Raw genomic sequence first — 17,891 nt, forward strand, 5'->3', positions numbered from 1 at the left:
TTCTTGTCTTAATATGTAGGTGATTTGTTTACGGTCGCTGGACGGAGTCCGGCTGTTGATAGATAGTTTGTATCTGTTTTTGACATACACGTCAAGGTTGTAAGAATGCTTTTCACGAAGCATTCAAATAAGCCTGACGATTAAGCTGAGCTGTTTTAGATTTGATTTGAGTAATGAACTCAGCGCTGGACATTAAGAAGCAGAATAATCCAAATGTTTGGTCTTGTGCCACCGACCAAAAGTAGTAGCCGATAGATGCCGTGATTCCACACTCAATAAAAGTATTAACTACAAACTCATTCGCTTTCAGCTTCAGCCGCCCTTTGGTGAGTCTTTTGATTTTTGAGAAAAGTTTATTTAGCCCTAATAGAATCAAGCTTTCTCCAGATTTACTCATGTCATCCGGATTGCCTTTTCCGATGTAAATCATGGTTGTATTTACAAGACCTGCCAGAAGTAAGAGGCAGGAATACACAAGAAGAGGGAGGCTTCGTATATCAACAAATATCCAAGAATATAGGGTATCCCAATCTTGTATGAATGGTAGAAAGGGCAATATCAGCAAAGAAAAAGAGCCTAAGACCAGATAAGAATGTTCCGAATTGGCAATCAGGGCAAGTCCTACAGAACAGAAAGTGAGTATTATGCCTTGATTTAATAATCCAAACCGATATCTAAAGACTGTGTTTTGACAATTGGCCAACACTGCTGTCGTAAATTCGACCCATTGACCCAATAGCCTTAAAAGAGCCAGGGGTGGATTATTGAATAGGAGTTTGTAAACCTCAGTCTTGGTGGCACCGAAAAAAACGGAACTGTCACCAAAACACTTTTTTCTGGGTTTGAAGTCTTGATTTGATTTCTTGGTTATCATAGCTGTAAGGTTTGATTTTGAGAAGGCAAAGCGATCCAAGGCAAGGCCTTTACCAAGCCTTGGAGAGTACTTTAAATAGAGTTGGGGATTATTTAGTAGCTAGACCTTATGGACACGACTAAATTATGTTCCTCATAAAAACGCTTCCAAAACTTGGCAGCTTCATAAGTAACGAGAGAGTTCTCAGGACAGATCAAGACAATCTCAGTACCTTCGAATGCATCTGAAACAGTTTCTGATGCAACCAACAGGTCTTTGAGTTTTTCGTAATCAGTTTGAAGTTTTCCAGGCTCCTTAAAATAGTCTTCTCCCATTTCCATCGTTATCGACGATTCTATATAGTCTGCAAAAACAATCATTTTTCGATGTTGAGCGGAATGGTCTATTTGGGATAGACCATTTAGCATCCCTCTGTAGAGGTTACTTATTTGATCTGTGGCATTTCGAGACAGTAAATCATTGGTTCGTTGCCTAGATAGATCATAAAAGGCATTGACTTCATTTATTCTATCATCTCTGGGGTTTAACATCCATATCTTCGGCTCTAACTCGGCTTTACTCACAATTGGTAGATAGGACTTGCCCATGTATGAAAAGTGAATTCTGGCCCCATTACTGGTTGGGGAATTCTGCTCGATCCCCATTTCTTGCATTAGTGAAGCATGTAGGTCATTCCCATTTAGTGTGGCCTTTGAGCCTTCATACGACATAGATACATCAATCAGCAAAACATACTCATAGTTGTCTCCTATCAATTGTTCTTTCTCTTCACAAGAAATGACAGTGGCTGATAGTATTAGCATTGCCCCAATTAGTGACAATGCATTGAAAATATTTTTGTTTGATAGTTTCATGGATATAGAGTTTTAAGGGTTGAATAATCAGGCTACGTCACGGTAATCACTGTAACCTCTTTTAATTTCAGCTATGATCTCTCTTTCGAGGTGTTCAATAGACTTTAACTCGGCCTCTTTCTCCTTGGCCAACTTTTCAATTCTGTTTGAGGTGTAGGCAATGCTTTTGTTGAGCGATTCAAGCTTATTATCCATGGATACTTGGGCTTTAATCAGCAATTGATCTTGCGCTCTTTTAAGGTCATTTTTCAGCTGGATTTTACTCCCTTTGAGCGCATTAATTTTATTGTTTAGAAAGGCTTTGAGTCTGGGAATTCTGTATTTCTCTTCATCTATGGCATATCCATAAGAGAAAAGAATACCTACCATAAAGACGAGAAGAATGATCAGGCCGAAACCAAAGTCGACTTGTTTACTTACAAGATATAGCACCATACCCAAGCCGACCATGAATGAAATTATGGCCCTTTTCCATCTCTTGAGTGCTAAAGACTTCCCAATGAACTGTGCAAGTTTCATTTCAACAATGCTCATGCACAATGAAAGGACTAAACCGAAGAAGTAAACCCCTCCTGAAAACTCCTCGAATGTAGGACGATTCAAAACAGTGCATAAAATGACATACACTATTACAACAAACAAGTATGACTTTCTGTACAAACTGTTATTTCCGGTGGTTTCTAATTCATTAATCATGGCTATTTTCATTTTGTAGCTCTAATAATTTTACTGTAGTATTTTGAAGTTCATCCTGAACCTTAGTTAACTCTACCATAAGCTTTGTGACACTTTGATGGTCAGCTTCCGGTAGTGTATTTATGAGCCTTTTGAGATAAGCATCAGGATCAGCACTGATTTTTTCCAACTCCTGTTTATCTGCTTTTAAGGAGTTATTGCTTTCTATAATTTCCTGATCATAGATTGAAGAGGTAGAAACCTTCATTTCAGACATAGCAGTCTGAGCTTGAGAGATAACTTCTGTGTCTTCAATGTTTTTAGAGGCACTGTCAAAAGATTTTTTCCGCCATTCGGCAGTCACTTTAGACTTTGACAGTCTTTGGTACCTTTCTTTCTTTTTGGACTCTTCTACGTTACCACCTTGCAGTATGAGAAGTAGCCACTTTTTCATAGTTGGAATAAGTTTCATATTAATTTCAAGATTGATTCTAACAAACCTATTGCTTATCCCCCTGATAATCAGGCCTCAACTCAGGTATGAGCAGGAAGCGCAATAATTCCTGAAACCGATAATTTCCGGGAATTAGGAACATGGTTCTCGAGCAGGAATTATTCGGAGTTTTCAGGAATTATTAGGAAATAAAAGTCTATTTTGGCTGGTAATATGTACACACAATTAAGGGAAGAATTAGAGGAGTCATACAGATCTTTAAATAGGAATTGGGATAAGATCAAAACATTAATAGGAGGCAAACCCGAGTGGGCACGGTGGCTCAAAGACAACAGTCACAGTGATGACGGATATAGTTATTCAGTTATTTCAGGAACACTCTCTTGGCTTAAAGTGGTCTATGAGGTAAGAAATGAGTCGAGAGTTGAAAACTATTCAGAAGTTGAAATTGAGAAGTACTCTCAAAAGGCAACTAAGCTCTCACGTTTTTTAGAAAAGACAATCCTCGAGTTTGAAGAAAGCGAATTTGCATCTGAGGAGTTGGTGAAGTCGGAGAGTCAATCAATCAAATACCATTACTGGCATTTTAATTTCCTACATGTAACACCACCTGGTGGTGCAGATAAACGTCCTAAAATTGCAAGGACTTTGTTAAAAGTTTCAAATAGCCCAAAAGAGGCTGTTTTAATCAATCTCGAAGATCCGCAAAGTGAAGATTACCAAGGAAGGTATGATGAAATAGGTAAAAGTGGAGTTTACGCTTTTGACCTATGGAATAAAAAGAGAAACAGGAAGCTTTACTTTAAAATTCATTTTCCAAACACTAAGTATAGAGTTGTTATTGGAGCTTATACAACTTTCGATTCTGAGAAGATTTACTCCGGAAGAATTGTTTTAAGAAGAATTGATTCACAAAATAAGGATGATTTAAAATCAGTTTTACTGGGCAGGGATGTTACGAGTGGCTTCGATTCCATCGTTGATCACTCCATTCAAGAGTTTTTGTCCCAACGCGACAAAAACTATCTAATGGTTCCGAATTCAAACGGCACATTAAATGGTATTAAAGCCAAAACAAAAGATTCTGGGCCATTTCAGCATATTGAAAGGAGGTTCTTCGACTTTGAAAACCCGCGCCTTTTCCTAGCATGCCCTATATTAACTGCGCAACATAGTTCCAGAGAAATCGACATTCTTCAAGACTTGCAGACAGAGCTTAAAACTGGATTCCCCAACTTAATTGTTGATTTGAATGAAAGAAATAGGCGTCATTTACAAGATCAGGAAAATGAGTTTCGTCTCATAAATCTTGAAAGTTTCGAAAAGCTTCAGGGCACTAGGTTTTTCGTAATCATCATTGAGGAGACCCAAAAGTCTTCCTTTTCCTTAGTAGAACTTGGGTTTGCTTTGGCAAAATGTAAGTATGTTCTTATTCTTCACAAAGCTGGAACAGTTTCAAAAAAGATAGAAGAGCTTAAAATGGTTGAGTCAAGACATGTGCGGGTACAGGATTTTAAGAACAGTATTGTGGAAGACTTTCCTTCCATCAAACAATGGATTATTAGTTTCATTGGTGATTTTTCTTGACATAACAACTTCTCTCATGTAAGTACTCTAGAAACCTTTAGGAGAGAACGAAATGCATATTTCAAGAGAAGAACGAATTTTTTTTCATGCTTTTTCACGCTTGTTTCCCGAAACGGGCCTTAAAGTCTTACTTCAAGAATACAAGGCTTGCACAGACCTCTTAGAGCTCTATGGTAATGATCCACTGTTGCTAGGACTGAGCTGGAAAATAGAAGACTCTTTGAGTGAGGCGACAATAGCTGAAAAAAGGCTTTTGGGAGACTTATTTAATTTAAAAGCAACTTTAAAGCCTAAGCCTCAGCTTTCTCCTATGGAGAAGGTTAGGTCGTTTATTGATCTAATTGAAGGTAATAATGGCACAGTTGATGGAACTGATATATCAAGCAATGATCTAATGAGCGCGTTCTCTTATTTAAGAAGTGAGGCCTATGAATTACCATTTTTGAGGAAGCCCGAGATGTTATAGAGTTAAACTTGAAACTATTGCTTGAACTCCACTACTGCAAAATTGGAATCCTTATCACCCCAAAGCTTTCCGGACTTAAAGACAAGAGCCTCCACTTTATTTCCGTTTTCTTTTCTGCCTGTTTTTAGAGTAGTAAAATGATCAGGAGTAACCTTATAGTGAAACTGCATTGATTTGGACTTGGTTAAATCACTGTCTTTACTGTAGCTGGACGAGTAAACATCAATCCAATGTTTTCCAATTAGATTTGAAGCCCACTCATTGGTAGTGATATCAGCATTGTTTGCAAAGTATTTAAGGTTCAAATTACCTAAAAGGCTATATGCCCTAGCTTGAGGCTGACTATCTCCCATTACAAAGAAAAGGTTATTGAGGTTCTGAGTAATATAAACACATGCAACCCATGAACTTCGTGCCGTTGCCTGAAATAGACTATCGGAAACCGGATTGCAAAAACTTTGATATTCATCAATGAATAACCCAATAGGTTTAGGGTCTATCTCACTTTTCAAATCCCGTCTTTCGCAAGCATTTTGGAACGCTGTTTTATATATAGTGGCAGCATAAATAGCGCTCAAACCGAATTCTTTTACTGGGAAATCAATAATTAAGATACTCTTCTCTTTAATTATGGATTCAGGTGACAATTCCTCACTCAACCCTTGAGAGAATTGTTCCTTTAAAATCCCGTTTCCGATAAACGCTTCTACACACCCCATGAAACTCTCAATTATGATTGAGGCTGTTTTCTCTGATATATTAGCAAATTCTTTAAGCCAATAATCCAAGATGATGTCTGTTTCTTCAGAGCCGTAGTGCGAGCTACTAATAATTGTATCAATAACCTCAATAAAATAGTTGGATGACTTCCACTCTGTTAAATCTTGAAAGGCTTGGTCTATGACTCTCTTATCTATTTGTTCGTTACTAAAGGCGACTTTCGTAAGATAAAAATAACGCTTGGCCTCTTCTTCTCGAAAGCAGTTCACAACTATTTTACGCATGTTGTATATACTAACTTCTTCACCCGCAAGACGGAGTAGGGCAATTGTTCGGGAAATCAATCTCCTTAATGACTCATCCCAGAAGCGTTCATCTTTATTACCCGAATTACCGCTTTGGTATATTCGGCTTTGTTCATTGAGGTTCATTAAAATATTTAGGGCATTCAATACATCTCCTGAGCCATCACCCTCCCGTTCTAACTCATATTTAAGAAAATTGAACTTTAAACCACTTGACTTATTAAATACGATCTTATCATCCGCACGACCGCAATGTTCTATGTAAGCCTCCCATCGCTCTCTTTCCTCCTTCTTCGCACAGAAAATAACCATCCCAAAGCCCTTATTAAGCATGGCTAACCCCACATACTTTCCAATAGCCGAAGTCTTACCGCTACCGGTGGCTCCGGTAATTAATGTTCCTTCAAGACTGTCAGCCCATGAAATAGAAGTATCAGTAGTTGGAACCCTGTATAGTTCATGGTTAAGAATTTTTTCGAGATTAGACTGTTGATCACGTTTTCCAAAGAGACCCATTGAAGTACGGTTAGGTATTAATTCCGATCATCTTTTCCAATATCTTTAGGCTTTTCCGGGTTTTCCTTTGATATACCATATCTCTGGTTCATACGCTGGTATGGATTATCCTTCATGAGTTCCTGTACTTTTCTGTGTTCATTTATTCTATCTTCAAACCCTTTAGTATAGTCGCTTTGCTCCCCCTTAGGCCTTTCAAGTTGATTAATGATGTCTGGGAACTGATTAATCACTAATTCAGCATCATTATATGCTCTTTTATATAAGGCAGATAATTCAAGCTGCTCTTTATCGGTTTTGTTTTCCTGATTTCCCATCATCAAAAGGTTTTGGATTTTTTACTCTCTATGAATTCCTCAATTGAGAATCTATTGTAGAGTATATTTTTCTCATTGATTTTGGAGAACTCGATTTCTCCGTTATCCCGCATTTTCTGAAGTGTGCTTTTCGCACCAATATGCAGGATTTCCATGGCTTCTTTGCCATCAATCCATTTGTTCAACTCCTTTTCTGTAGGCTGGAGTCTTTCAACCAATTGATTCAGTAGTTCTTGAAAGGCTTTGCTTTCTATAACTATTACCTCCATATCTTTTCTCTTGGTACTGTGTTGAATTCCAATTCTAATGTTTTTGATAATCAAAAACGAATTTTGACATTAGGAAATTATAATTAATCCGGTCGGTCATAAGGTATGAGTATTCATCTCTTACGGAAGGGGGGAATCTAATTTTGTTGTACCTATGTTGTACCCAGTTTTTGAGCAATAAAAAAAGCCCCTAAAAAGGGGCTTTAAATGTACCAGAGGCGGGACTTGAACCCGCACGAGCAGATGCTCACAAGATTTTAAGTCTTGCGTGTCTACCAATTCCACCACTCCGGCTCGTCTCTAAAAAAGCTAGGCTTTTTTTGACGGCAACTACAGCGTAGTTGGATTGTCTTTAAACTAAAAAAGCGAGAAAGGATTGGCCCTTGTGTAAGGGAAAATCGCGTTCACGCTTCCTTAGTTAAGAGCGAGAGACGGGATTCGAACCCGCGACCCCGACCTTGGCAAGGTCGTGCTCTACCAGCTGAGCTACTCTCGCTTATTTCAACTTTCAATCCGCTCTTATTGCGAATGGGAGTGCAAATTTAATGAAGGGGTTTGAATATGCAACGGCTAATCGAAAAAAATTATTCTTTTAATTTCCCTTTTAGCTCATTTAGCTTCAAAAGTGCCTCTACAGGCGATATTGTATTGATGTCGAGCCCCTCTAAAAGCTCTTTGATTTCATTAAATGTTGGATCGGCCTCGAATAAGTTAAGCTGAAAATTATTTTTCGGCACCTCTTTAAGCTTGTCTTCCGTTTGGTTGCGGATCTTGTCTTTTTCTAAATGATGCATGATTTCCGCAGCCCGAATAACTACTGGGTTGGGCATTCCCGCCATTTGCGCCACATGAATACCAAAGCTGTGCTCGCTGCCGCCCTTCATAAGCTTGCGCATAAAAATCACCTTGTTGCCCACTTCCTTTACCGACACATTAAAGTTTTTAATACCCGGGAAGTCCTCTTCCAGCTGGTTCAACTCGTGATAGTGCGTAGCAAAAAGTGTCTTTGGGCGGAATTTATCATGGTTCTGCAAATATTCTACAATAGACCAGGCGATGGAAATACCATCGTAAGTACTGGTTCCACGGCCAATTTCGTCCATCAGTACCAAGCTACGCTCGGAAAGGTTATTGAGAATACTAGCCGTTTCGGTCATCTCCACCATAAATGTTGATTCGCCCTTTGAAAGGTTATCCGAAGCACCCACACGGGTAAATACTTTATCGGTAATGCCCAACAAAGCCTTTGAGGCCGGTACGTAGCAACCCATTTGCGCCATAATTACTATCAGCGCGGTTTGGCGCAATAGTGCCGACTTACCCGCCATGTTCGGACCGGTAATAATCAGAATCTGATGCGTTTGATCATCCAGAAAAACATCATTCGGCACGTAGGTTTCGCCCACAGGCAGTTGCTTTTCAATTACTGGGTGTCGACCTTCTTCAATATCAAGGATCATCTTGTCATTGATCTCGGGTCGGCAATACTTGTTTATTTGCGCTACGGTGGCAAAAGAAATCAAGCAATCGAGTGTACCAATTACACGTGCATTTTGCTGAATTGGCCCCACAAAATCATTGGCATAGGCCACCAATTCGCTAAAAAGCTGTTGCTCTATTACCTTGTATTGATCCTCTGCATTTACGATTTTCTCCTCGTAAGTCTTTAGCTCCTCCGTAATGTAGCGCTCTGCATTTACCAAAGTCTGCTTTCGAATCCACTCCTGAGGCACCTTGTCTTTGTGCGTATTGCTTACCTCTAAATAGTAACCAAAAACCTTGTTATAAGCGATTTTGAGGGAAGTAATGCCGGTTGCCTCAACCTCGCGCTGTTGAATTTGAACCAAGTAATCTTTACCACTAAAGGCAATTTTTCTTAGTTCATCCAACTCTTCATTTATACCATCTGCAATTATTCCACCCTGATGCATCAACATTGGCGCATCTTCCTTCAACTCAGCTTTTATTCGCTCCAAAAGTTTGGCGCAGTTGTTTAGCTGGTCGCCTAGTCTTTCAAGCGCTTTATTGCCAGAATTCTCCAAATACCCTTTAATAGGGCCAATATTTTCCAGCGCCTTTTTAAGCTGAAGCATTTCGCGCGGGTTTATTCTGCCCACTGCCACTTTAGAAATTAGGCGCTCCAAATCGTTGATGCCACGAAGGTGCTCGGTTATCTCATCACTCAGTTCCGAATTTTCCACAAAAGCATCTACTATGGAAAGGCGCTCTTCAATTCTTGCCCTTTCCTTCAGCGGAAGCACCATCCAGCGTTTAAGCGTTCGCGAGCCCATTGGTGTAAGGGTTTGGTCAAGAATATCGATAAGCGGAACGCCACCTTCGTGCTGCGGATAAACAAGTTCCAAATTGCGAATGGTAAATTTATCGAGCCATACATATTTATCTTCCTCAATTCGGCTAATCGAAGAAATATGGCCAAGCTCTTTGTGTTCGGTATCTTCTAAGTAATAAAGAATAGCGCCAGCCGAAATAATGGCATGCTCCATTTCTTCAATACCAAAACCCTTGAGGTTTGAAGTGCCAAAATGAGCAGTTAATCGCTCGTAAGTATAGTCGTAGGCGTAAACCCACTCATCTATGTGGTAAGTATTATAGCTGTCTTTAAACTGATTGCCGAAAGCTTCTCTCTGCCCTTTAGAGTAAATAATTTCTGAAGGATTCAAGCCCTGAATGAGCTTATCGATATAAGCGGCATTGCCTTGGGCGCATAAAAACTCACCGGTAGAAAGGTCCAAAAAACCAGCGCCAATCTCATTTTTACCAAAGTGCAGTGAAGCCAAATAGTTGTTTCGCTTTTGTTCGAGCACATTGTCGTTAAAAGAAAGCCCTGGAGTTACCAATTCGGTTACCCCGCGTTTTACAATTCCTTTTACAGATTTAGGGTCTTCTAACTGGTCGCAAATGGCCACGCGATTCCCTGCGCGCACCAAACGGGGCAGGTAAGAGTCCAAAGAATGATGTGGAAAACCAGCAAGTTCTATATGGCTAGCGGCACCATTGGCGCGTTTGGTGAGCACAATTTCCAGCACTTTACTCGCCTTAATGGCATCTTCACCAAAGGTTTCGTAAAAATCGCCCACCCGAAACAACAATAAAGCACCTGGATGCTTGGCCTTAATGGCATTGTACTGCTTCATTAACGGGGTTTCCTTGGTTGCCTTAGCCATAGTGTTCGCTACTGATTGGTCGGTTTTATGAATTCTTCAAAAATAGAAAAAGGTAGTTGGCTTGCCATATTATTTAAAGGCTAAAAGCGCACAAAACTTTATAAAGAGATAAGGCTACTTACTGAGGCCTCGAGAGATGCATCTTACCTGCTGCCATCATTTGTGCCTGCCTGTGGCGTGAAGTAATGGCTTTCTTCCTATGCAATTTAAATGATAATCCTATCAAGGAGAAAAAGCGATTCGGAAATAGGTTAGTTCTTTCATAATGAAAAATAAATTTTCACAATGAAAAGAAAACTTGGCTCGATCGATCTTTTAAACACTGATTAACAGTAAGTTATGTTTTGGCATTCGATTGGTAAAAGTAATGGCAAATCTAAAAACGGAATTACCATGAAAAATTTTAAAACATTAATCGCAACGCTATTTATCGGTACGGGGCTTATTACCATGAGCTGTGACGATGATAACAACAACAATGAAATGTCGGGGCAAGGATCTGCCAGAATTGAGGCAACAGATGCCGCAGTTGATGCAGAGAATGTTTCCGGAGTATTCTTGTCTGTAGACGAGGTTCAAGTAATTGCCAATGGCGAAGTAGAGAATTCAATTATGTTCGATGAGCCAGAAGTATTCGATATAATGGCTTACCAAAATGGTGAAACCTATTTTATGGGTGAAGTTGATTTGGATGCCGGTGCTTACGACCAAGTAAGATTGATGCTTACTAGCGGTGCCGAAGCATTTATTGAGTTTACTGATGGTACAACACAAGAAATTGATGTGCCAAGCGGTTCTCAGTCAGGTTACAAAATTAACGGTGAATTTGAAGTACTTGCTAACGGTGTTTCTGAAGTAGTACTTGATGTTGACTTGAGAAAAGCACTTGTTATGACCGGAAACGGTGAATATAAATTGAGACCAACTGCCCGTTTAATTGGCAAGTCTGAGTCTGGTACCATTATGGGTTCAGTAGATGTATCTCAAATGAGTGCTGATTCTAAAACTGTAGTGTATGCTTATGCTGAAGGTTCTTACTCTGATAGCGAAATGGGCGAACCAGCTGAAGGTTCTGCCAGATTTGAAGGATCAGTAAACAGTGCAACTGTAGACGCTAGCGGAAACTTTACTTTGGCCTTTATGCCAGAAGGTGACTACGAGATTATTGTAGCCAGCTACGAGGAAGACCCAATGGACGAAGATGGGTTCACTTTCACCTCTGCTACTAAAGTAGAAGTAGAAATCAACGGTTCTTTATTAGACATCTTCTCGGTAGAAGCCAGAAGCACTACGAACCTTATTATTGACTTATTCTAATAAACAATCATAAAAAAAGCCCTGCTAAATAAAAGCAGGGCTTTTCAAATAACAATGCTCTCACTTGCGAGTTGATAGTAGTATATTAAACTGGTTACTCCAGATTTTTTACTGCTTAATATGACCAAACTGCCATTTTTAAAGAGAAGAGTTCTTGCTTGGATTATAAACATAGCCCTTCTCGTCATCACATTCATAATTCTTTTTACGGGTTACCAAGGCTACCAAAGGCTGAATACAATGGTGCATACCCTCGAAAAGAGTGCAGAGCCGAACTATAACTTATTAATTCTAAAGGAGGTAACCTTCTTTATTAATGAAATGGAGCGAACCATAGACATTTACAGAAATGACCTAACACCTGTATACCTCAGGACATTCAATGATGCCCTTGAGGAAACACACTATTTAATAGACTCTCTTAAAAACCAGACACCTTCGCAAGAGTCGCTCGAACTATACGACAGCCTTTCGTATAACATTAAAGAGTGGGCCAAAATACAGACCAAAATGGCCAACGTTAACTCCGATTTACTCGGTAGCACTTTGGAAGAGCTAACGCAAAAAATTCAGAACCTTTCCAATAACCCAAGCCAGCCAAATGCGCAGATCACTCCCGATGCCGATACGCTTAGCGCGGAAGAAAAGAAAAACGGCTTCTTTAAAAGGCTTTTTGGCAGAAAGAACAAAGTGAATGAAGAAGCCCTGGTGCCCGATTCGGTAGACCAAGGCCCAACCCAATCGGAATTACTACAGAGAGAAATTCTTGCCGAACTGGAGGCTGCCAAAACACAAAGCCTTAAAAAGAACAGTGAGCTCCGATTCGAAATACATCAGCTAGAACAAGAAGCAGCAGTTTATCAAGAGCAAATTGTAGCGCTTATTGAACAGTTGGAAACAATTGAAATTGAAAACAGCAACGAGAATGTAAGAAGTGTAGAAGCCTTGGCCAAAAGCACCAACCAAGAGATTGTGGTTTTCTCTGCACTATCTAGCGCCCTGTTGCTTATCACAATCATCAGCCAGCTCAACTACATTGCCCGAAACAGAAAGTATCAACGAGCACTAAGCAATGCCAAAGTACATGCCGAAGAATTGGCATCTACCAAAGAGAAATTCTTGGCCAACATGAGCCACGAAATTCGCACACCAATGAATGCCATTGCCGGTTTTACCAACCAGTTGCTAAAAACCGACATGACAGCCAAGCAGCGCGACCAGCTGGAAGTAGTGAAAAACTCTTCTGACCACCTGATCCATTTGCTTAACGACATTCTAGACCTCTCTAAACTACAAGCCAATAAGGTGAAGTTGGAAGAAGAGATCTTCGATATAAAAAGCGTGCTTTTCGAATCGATGCGCATTTTTGAAGACAAGGCCGAAGCTAAGGGCATTGCACTAAAAACGGAGTTTGAAACCGTACCACGCTATGTTACGGGCGACCCACACCGTTTACGCCAAATGATGACCAACCTGATTAGCAACGCTATTAAATACACAGACCATGGTTCGGTTACCTTGCATGCCAAAGTAGAGCGCAAAGACAACAACCAAATGACCATGCGCATTGCCGTAAAAGATACCGGCAACGGTATTCCAAAGGCCAAACAAAAACGCATTTTCGAGGAATTTGAACAAGCCCATACGGCCGACCAACAACAAGGCACCGGCCTTGGCTTGGCCATTACTAATATGTTGGTGCGCCTACACAAAGGCAGCATTCTTATAGATAGTGAAGAAAACAAGGGTACGGAAATGACCTTGCTTATTCCTTACAAACTAGGCAGAAAAAACCAAAAGCCTGAGAAAGAACCAAAAGCACCTAAAATTGAACTCTCGAACCTGCACATTTTAATTGCAGACGATGAGCCATTCAACTTAAAGTTGCTAGAAGCGGTTTTCTCATCGCATGATGTTTCGCTTGTGCTGGCCCACGATGGCTCTCAAGCCTACGAACAGCTTGCCAACCAGCATTTCGATTTAGCTATACTCGATGTAAAAATGCCAGGTCTTAGCGGTTTCGAAATCGTTGAAAAAATTAGAAATGAAAAAGGGCCAAACCAATCGGCTCCGTTTATTGCGCTTACCGCAACCATTTCCGACCAAGAAAAACTACAGAGCAAAAACTCTGGCTTTAATAGCATAATGCGCAAACCGTTTGATGAGCAAGAACTCCTAGCCACCATTAAGGACGTAACGCAGAAAAAACCAGATACCAGCTCCAAACCGAAAGAGCCAAATGCTAGCCAACTAGGTTTAGCTGCAGGCGAAGTACTTTTTGATTTAAGCACATTAAAATCTATTGGCGACAAGGACTTTGTGGACGAAATGATTCACACCTTTAAGCAAAGCGCCAATACTAGTTTAAAGAATTTGCGCAAAGCCGTAAAACTGCAAATTAGAAATGGCATTAGTGACGAAGCCCACAAAATGCTTCCACCAGCCAGGCACTTAAGTGCCAAAACACTGGTAACTGCCATTGAAAAATTGCAGAATATGGCCAACACTGCCTCATTCGAGCAAATTAGTAATCAGATTGACCGTGTAGAGAGTATCTATACACTGATAAAAAAAGATTTAGACGCCTAACAAAAAGGCGCTAAATTTATTCCTGTAATCAACCAGAAACTATGAGCGAAAACGCTTTCTCCATTTACGTTGTTGAAGATGACGAATGGTACCGCAAACTGTTAGTCTACACATTAGAGTTAAACCCCGATTTTGCCGTAAAAGCCTTTGAAGATGGCGAATCTTTATTGGCCGCGGTTAAGGCAGATCCTCCGCAGGTACTTACGCTAGACTACCGCCTACCCGATACTAATGGAGAGGAGCTGCTCAAAAAAATTGTAACCGTTTCGCCCAACACCAAGGTGATTGTAATTAGCGAGCAAAGCGAAATTGAAACAGCTGTAAACCTGCTAAAACTTGGCGCTTACGATTACATTGCCAAAACCAAAGACATAAAGGAACGCCTCCACAACATTATAAAGCACATTCGCGAAAAATCTTCTTTAGAAGAGCGCATAGAAGTGCTACAAACCGAGGTAACCGAAAAGTACGATTTTCAAAAAACTATTATTGGTAATAGCGAACCCTTAAAAAAGGTATTCAACCTTATTCAAAAGGCTACCATTACCAATATTTCCGTAATTATAAATGGCGAAACCGGTACTGGTAAAGAGGTGGTTGCCAAGGCCGTTCACTATAATTCCGACAGAAGCGATAAGCCATTTGTAGCCGTAAACATGAGTGCCATACCAAAAGAACTGGCCGAAAGCGAATTGTTTGGGCACGAAAAAGGCGCATTTACCGGAGCGGCCAGCAGGCACATTGGTAAGTTTGAACAGGCCGAAGGCGGCACCCTGTTTTTGGACGAAATGGGTGAAATGGACAAAACTCTTCAGGCAAAAATACTACGTGCACTGCAAGAGAAAGAGATTGTGCGTGTAGGTGGAAAAGACACCATAAAAATAAACTGCCGTATAATTGCTGCCACTCACCGCGATCTTTTAAGCGAGGTAAAAGAAGGCAACTTTAGAGAAGACCTTTACTTTAGGCTGTTTGGTCTAACCATAAACTTGCCACCGCTTAGAGAGCGAGGTAAAGACATTCTACTTTTGGCCAATCACTTTATTAAGGCCTTTTGCGAAGAGAATAACCTGCCAAACAAAAAGCTCGACAAAACGGCTAATAAAAAGCTAATGGGTTATGCATTCCCAGGGAATATTCGTGAGCTAAAATCGGTAGTAGAACTTTCGGTAGTTATGTCGGACAGCGAAACCATTGCCGCTGATGACATAGCATTTGGTACCAAAGATGTAGTAGCCGAGTTTTCGGGCGAAGAGCTTACACTAAAAGAGTATAACCAACGCATTGTAAAGCACTATTTAAAAACTTACGATGACGACATTAAGCTAGTAGCACAAAAGTTAGACATTGGCCAGTCTACCATTTACCGCATGCTAAAAGAAATGGATTCGGAAGGCTAAAATTCCTTTCAATCTGAAAATTTCGCTCTCAATTGTAGAGATTTATTTTACCAAAACCCAGTTAAACCACTGTTTTACAATGTTTTAACTGGGTTTTCTCATTCTGGTTCTGTTTTGGCATAAGTATATGCGAAAAAGAAACAGAATAAGAAATGACTAAAACTAAAGCACTATTAATCGCACTACTTGTTGGCTTTTTCTTTTCAGCACAAACAGCCAACGCACAATCAACCACAGGTTATTCAAATGCATTAGGGTTAAGAGCCATTGGTACTACCGGGCTTACCTACAAGCATTTTAACGGAAGAGGAAACGCGCTTGAAGCTATTCTTGGCTTTGGTCATAATTCCTTTAGCGCTACCCTTTTAACAGAAAAATATTCATCTCCCTTCGATACCAACATTGTAAACCTTTACTACGGATTTGGTGGTCACGTAATCTTCCAGTCCGATTCAAACCTAGGGGTTGACAGAGAACGGTTTGACGATGTAGATGATGAATTTGGCGTAGGTGCCGACTTCATTCTCGGTCTGGAGCTGTATGTGCCCGATACTCCTTTGGCCATCAGCTTAGATGTAAAACCCTTTATAGAGGTTGCCACATCAGGAAATGCCTACTTCGGTATGGATCCAGGTTTAGGAGTTAAGCTATTCTTCTAAAAGAACATTAATCAGAATTAAAAACACGAAACCCATAACCCAACAAAAATGAAAACTATTAAAACCAAAAGATTATCCGCACAAATCATCGCGGTGGCACTGACTGCCGGGTTGGTTGTAGGGTGTGATAACAAGCAAGAACAAATCGACAAGCAGTCGAACACCATAGACATGATGCAGCAAGAGTTGGCGCAGAAAGACTCTACGTATAACTCGCTAATTGGCCTGCTAAACCAAGCAGAATCTCAGGTGGCCGAAATTGCCCGAAGAGAGAACCTAGCGGTAAACGCTTCGAACGAAAGTGGCAAAGCTGGTAACTCTAAACTGGTAAATGAGCTAGCAATGATTGACAGCTTGGTTGCCGAATCGAACCAATCGATTCAGAAGCTTAAAACTCAATTGAGAAAGAGCCAAGTAAACGTTCAAGCATTCGAAGACAGACTCGATAAGCTTTCGACCGTTTTGCGTGAGCAAGAAGGTACAATTACCGACTTAAAAGCGCAGATAAGACAGAAAGACAACCAATTGCAAGTGTTTGCTACGCGATACGACTCAATTAAAATTGAGAATGTAGATCAGAAAAGATTGATTACCGAGCAAGCCGATGAAATTGATGTATTGACTGAAGTTAAAAACGACTTTAACAAAGTACACTACGCAGTAGGCCCTTATAAAGAGTTGAAAGAAAAAGGCCTTGTTGACAAGGAAGGCGGTTTTCTATGGATTGGTAGAACAATTGACTTGCAAGCTTCTGCACAAGAAGAAAGCTTTGTAGAAACCGACATTCGCGAGTTCGATGAACTTAAAATTGAAGGAAAAAGAAACCGTGTAAAACTAGTAACGGACCACCCAGAAGGTTCTTACGAAATGGTGGCAGATGAAATTGAAGAAGACATCGTGATCCTAAAAGTTAAAGACCCTAAAAAATTCTGGGAAATGTCGAACTACTTGGTGGTAAGCACTAAGTAATAGACAAGTAGGCTAGCCTCAATCCTCCAGTCGATTGGGGCAGCCTATTCAGCCGAACCATTTTTTAATCAACAAAACAGACAGTAATGAAAAAGAGAATAATATTAGCCGTATTGCCAATGCTTTTACTAGCCGTTTCGGCACAAGCTCAAGTTGGCGGCCTTAAAATTGGTGGTACCCTTTCTAACCTTTATGTAGAAGATGTGGACGATGAAAACTCTAAACTCGGCTTTACAGCCGGAATATTCGGCCGTACCTCATTTGCCGAACCAATTGGTTTGCGCTACGAGTTGCTTTATTCATCTAAAGGTGCAGAAGTAACTTACAACAACTTTATTCAAGGTAGCGGTAAGTACAAGTTCAACCTGAACTACATTAAGTTACCGGTAATGTTTTCGGTTAAAGCCGGCCCGGTAGACTTCCATGCAGGTCCCTACTTTGGCTATTTAATTGGCGCAAATGTAAAAGATGTGGACAGTGATGGAACTATTAATGAAGTAGAACAGCTAGATAGAGACGATTTTAATACCCTAGACTACGGTGCCGCCTTTGGTTTGGCCTTTGGCTTTGCTGGTGGCGAAATTGGTGCAAGATATAACTATGGTATGCGCAACATTGGCGAAGAAGGCTCATTTGCCGGAGAAGCAGCCTCTGATGCAAAAAACCAAACCTTCACCATTAGTTTGGGTTTAAAATTCAACGAGTAATTAACCCCTATATATAAATCCCTTTATG

The 17,891-nt window shown here is 40.4% G+C and carries 16 protein-coding genes and 2 tRNA genes; 8 read left to right on the plus strand and 10 right to left on the minus strand.

The window, feature by feature from the left end:
- Positions 1-112: 112 nt before the first annotated feature.
- The 4 genes from BMW98_RS03315 to BMW98_RS03330 all read right to left on the minus strand — a co-directional run bounded on the left by BMW98_RS03315 (position 113) and on the right by BMW98_RS03330 (position 2,857).
- Entirely contained in the window at positions 113-874 is a 762-nt protein-coding gene (locus BMW98_RS03315) for a hypothetical protein (RefSeq protein WP_090256961.1), read from the minus strand.
- Positions 875-966: 92 nt separating this feature from the next.
- Positions 967-1,728: a hypothetical protein gene (locus BMW98_RS03320; protein WP_090256962.1), complete on the minus strand. Its 762-nt coding sequence runs from the start codon at positions 1,726-1,728 to the stop codon at positions 967-969.
- A 27-nt stretch (positions 1,729-1,755) separates the two neighbouring features.
- Positions 1,756-2,424 carry a hypothetical protein gene (locus BMW98_RS03325; protein ID WP_121505224.1) on the minus strand — a complete coding sequence of 223 codons (669 nt, stop codon included), beginning with the start codon at positions 2,422-2,424 and terminating at the stop codon, positions 1,756-1,758.
- Positions 2,417-2,857 carry a hypothetical protein gene (locus BMW98_RS03330; protein ID WP_139177382.1) on the minus strand — a complete coding sequence of 147 codons (441 nt, stop codon included), beginning with the start codon at positions 2,855-2,857 and terminating at the stop codon, positions 2,417-2,419. The genes BMW98_RS03325 and BMW98_RS03330 overlap by 8 nt, the downstream gene beginning before the upstream one ends.
- Positions 2,858-3,070: 213 nt before the next feature.
- Here BMW98_RS03330 and BMW98_RS03335 point away from each other — a divergent pair, with 213 nt between their 5' ends.
- Positions 3,071-4,444, plus strand: coding sequence for a hypothetical protein (locus BMW98_RS03335; protein ID WP_090256965.1), 1,374 nt, complete (start codon positions 3,071-3,073; stop codon positions 4,442-4,444).
- 52 nt (positions 4,445-4,496) lie between these two features.
- Complete coding sequence (locus BMW98_RS03340) at positions 4,497-4,910, plus strand: hypothetical protein (RefSeq protein ID WP_090256966.1); 414 nt, start codon at positions 4,497-4,499, stop codon at positions 4,908-4,910.
- A 14-nt stretch (positions 4,911-4,924) separates the two neighbouring features.
- Here BMW98_RS03340 and BMW98_RS03345 read toward each other — a convergent pair whose 3' ends face one another.
- The 6 genes from BMW98_RS03345 to mutS form a co-directional block, all read right to left on the minus strand.
- Positions 4,925-6,451 (minus strand): type IV secretory system conjugative DNA transfer family protein, encoded by a 1,527-nt coding sequence (locus BMW98_RS03345; protein WP_090256967.1) that lies wholly within the window; start codon positions 6,449-6,451, stop codon positions 4,925-4,927.
- A 17-nt stretch (positions 6,452-6,468) separates the two neighbouring features.
- Entirely contained in the window at positions 6,469-6,771 is a 303-nt protein-coding gene (locus BMW98_RS03350; protein WP_170836502.1) for a hypothetical protein, read from the minus strand.
- Positions 6,771-7,037 (minus strand): helix-turn-helix domain-containing protein, encoded by a 267-nt coding sequence (locus tag BMW98_RS03355; RefSeq protein ID WP_139177384.1) that lies wholly within the window; start codon positions 7,035-7,037, stop codon positions 6,771-6,773. Before BMW98_RS03355 ends, BMW98_RS03350 begins: the two co-directional genes overlap by 1 nt.
- A 210-nt stretch (positions 7,038-7,247) precedes the next feature.
- Positions 7,248-7,331, minus strand: a tRNA-Leu gene (locus tag BMW98_RS03360).
- A gap of 129 nt (positions 7,332-7,460) precedes the next feature.
- A tRNA-Gly gene (locus BMW98_RS03365) sits at positions 7,461-7,533 on the minus strand.
- A gap of 88 nt (positions 7,534-7,621) precedes the next feature.
- Positions 7,622-10,222: a DNA mismatch repair protein MutS gene (gene mutS / locus BMW98_RS03370; protein ID WP_090256970.1), complete on the minus strand. Its 2,601-nt coding sequence runs from the start codon at positions 10,220-10,222 to the stop codon at positions 7,622-7,624.
- Positions 10,223-10,615: 393 nt separating this feature from the next.
- Here mutS and BMW98_RS03375 point away from each other — a divergent pair, with 393 nt between their 5' ends.
- The 6 genes from BMW98_RS03375 (at position 10,616) to BMW98_RS03400 (ending at position 17,863) form a co-directional block, all read left to right on the plus strand.
- Entirely contained in the window at positions 10,616-11,539 is a 924-nt protein-coding gene (locus BMW98_RS03375; RefSeq protein ID WP_162844666.1) for a DUF4382 domain-containing protein, read from the plus strand.
- A gap of 120 nt (positions 11,540-11,659) precedes the next feature.
- Positions 11,660-14,128, plus strand: coding sequence for an ATP-binding protein (locus BMW98_RS03380; RefSeq protein WP_090256972.1), 2,469 nt, complete (start codon positions 11,660-11,662; stop codon positions 14,126-14,128).
- Positions 14,129-14,169: 41 nt separating this feature from the next.
- Positions 14,170-15,528 carry a sigma-54-dependent transcriptional regulator gene (locus BMW98_RS03385; RefSeq protein WP_090256973.1) on the plus strand — a complete coding sequence of 453 codons (1,359 nt, stop codon included), beginning with the start codon at positions 14,170-14,172 and terminating at the stop codon, positions 15,526-15,528.
- Positions 15,529-15,680: 152 nt separating this feature from the next.
- Complete coding sequence (locus tag BMW98_RS03390; protein WP_090256974.1) at positions 15,681-16,187, plus strand: hypothetical protein; 507 nt, start codon at positions 15,681-15,683, stop codon at positions 16,185-16,187.
- Positions 16,188-16,235: 48 nt separating this feature from the next.
- On the plus strand, positions 16,236-17,156 hold the full coding sequence (locus tag BMW98_RS03395; protein WP_090256975.1) for a Cbp1 family collagen-binding glycoprotein adhesin: 921 nt from the start codon (positions 16,236-16,238) through the stop codon (positions 17,154-17,156).
- A gap of 86 nt (positions 17,157-17,242) precedes the next feature.
- A complete protein-coding gene (locus BMW98_RS03400) occupies positions 17,243-17,863 on the plus strand; it encodes a porin family protein (RefSeq protein ID WP_090256976.1) in 621 nt (206 codons plus the stop codon).
- The last annotated feature ends 28 nt before the right edge of the window (positions 17,864-17,891 follow it).

The organism is Roseivirga pacifica (genome assembly GCF_900111145.1).
GTDB classification, from domain to species: Bacteria; Bacteroidota; Bacteroidia; order Cytophagales; family Cyclobacteriaceae; genus Roseivirga; species Roseivirga pacifica.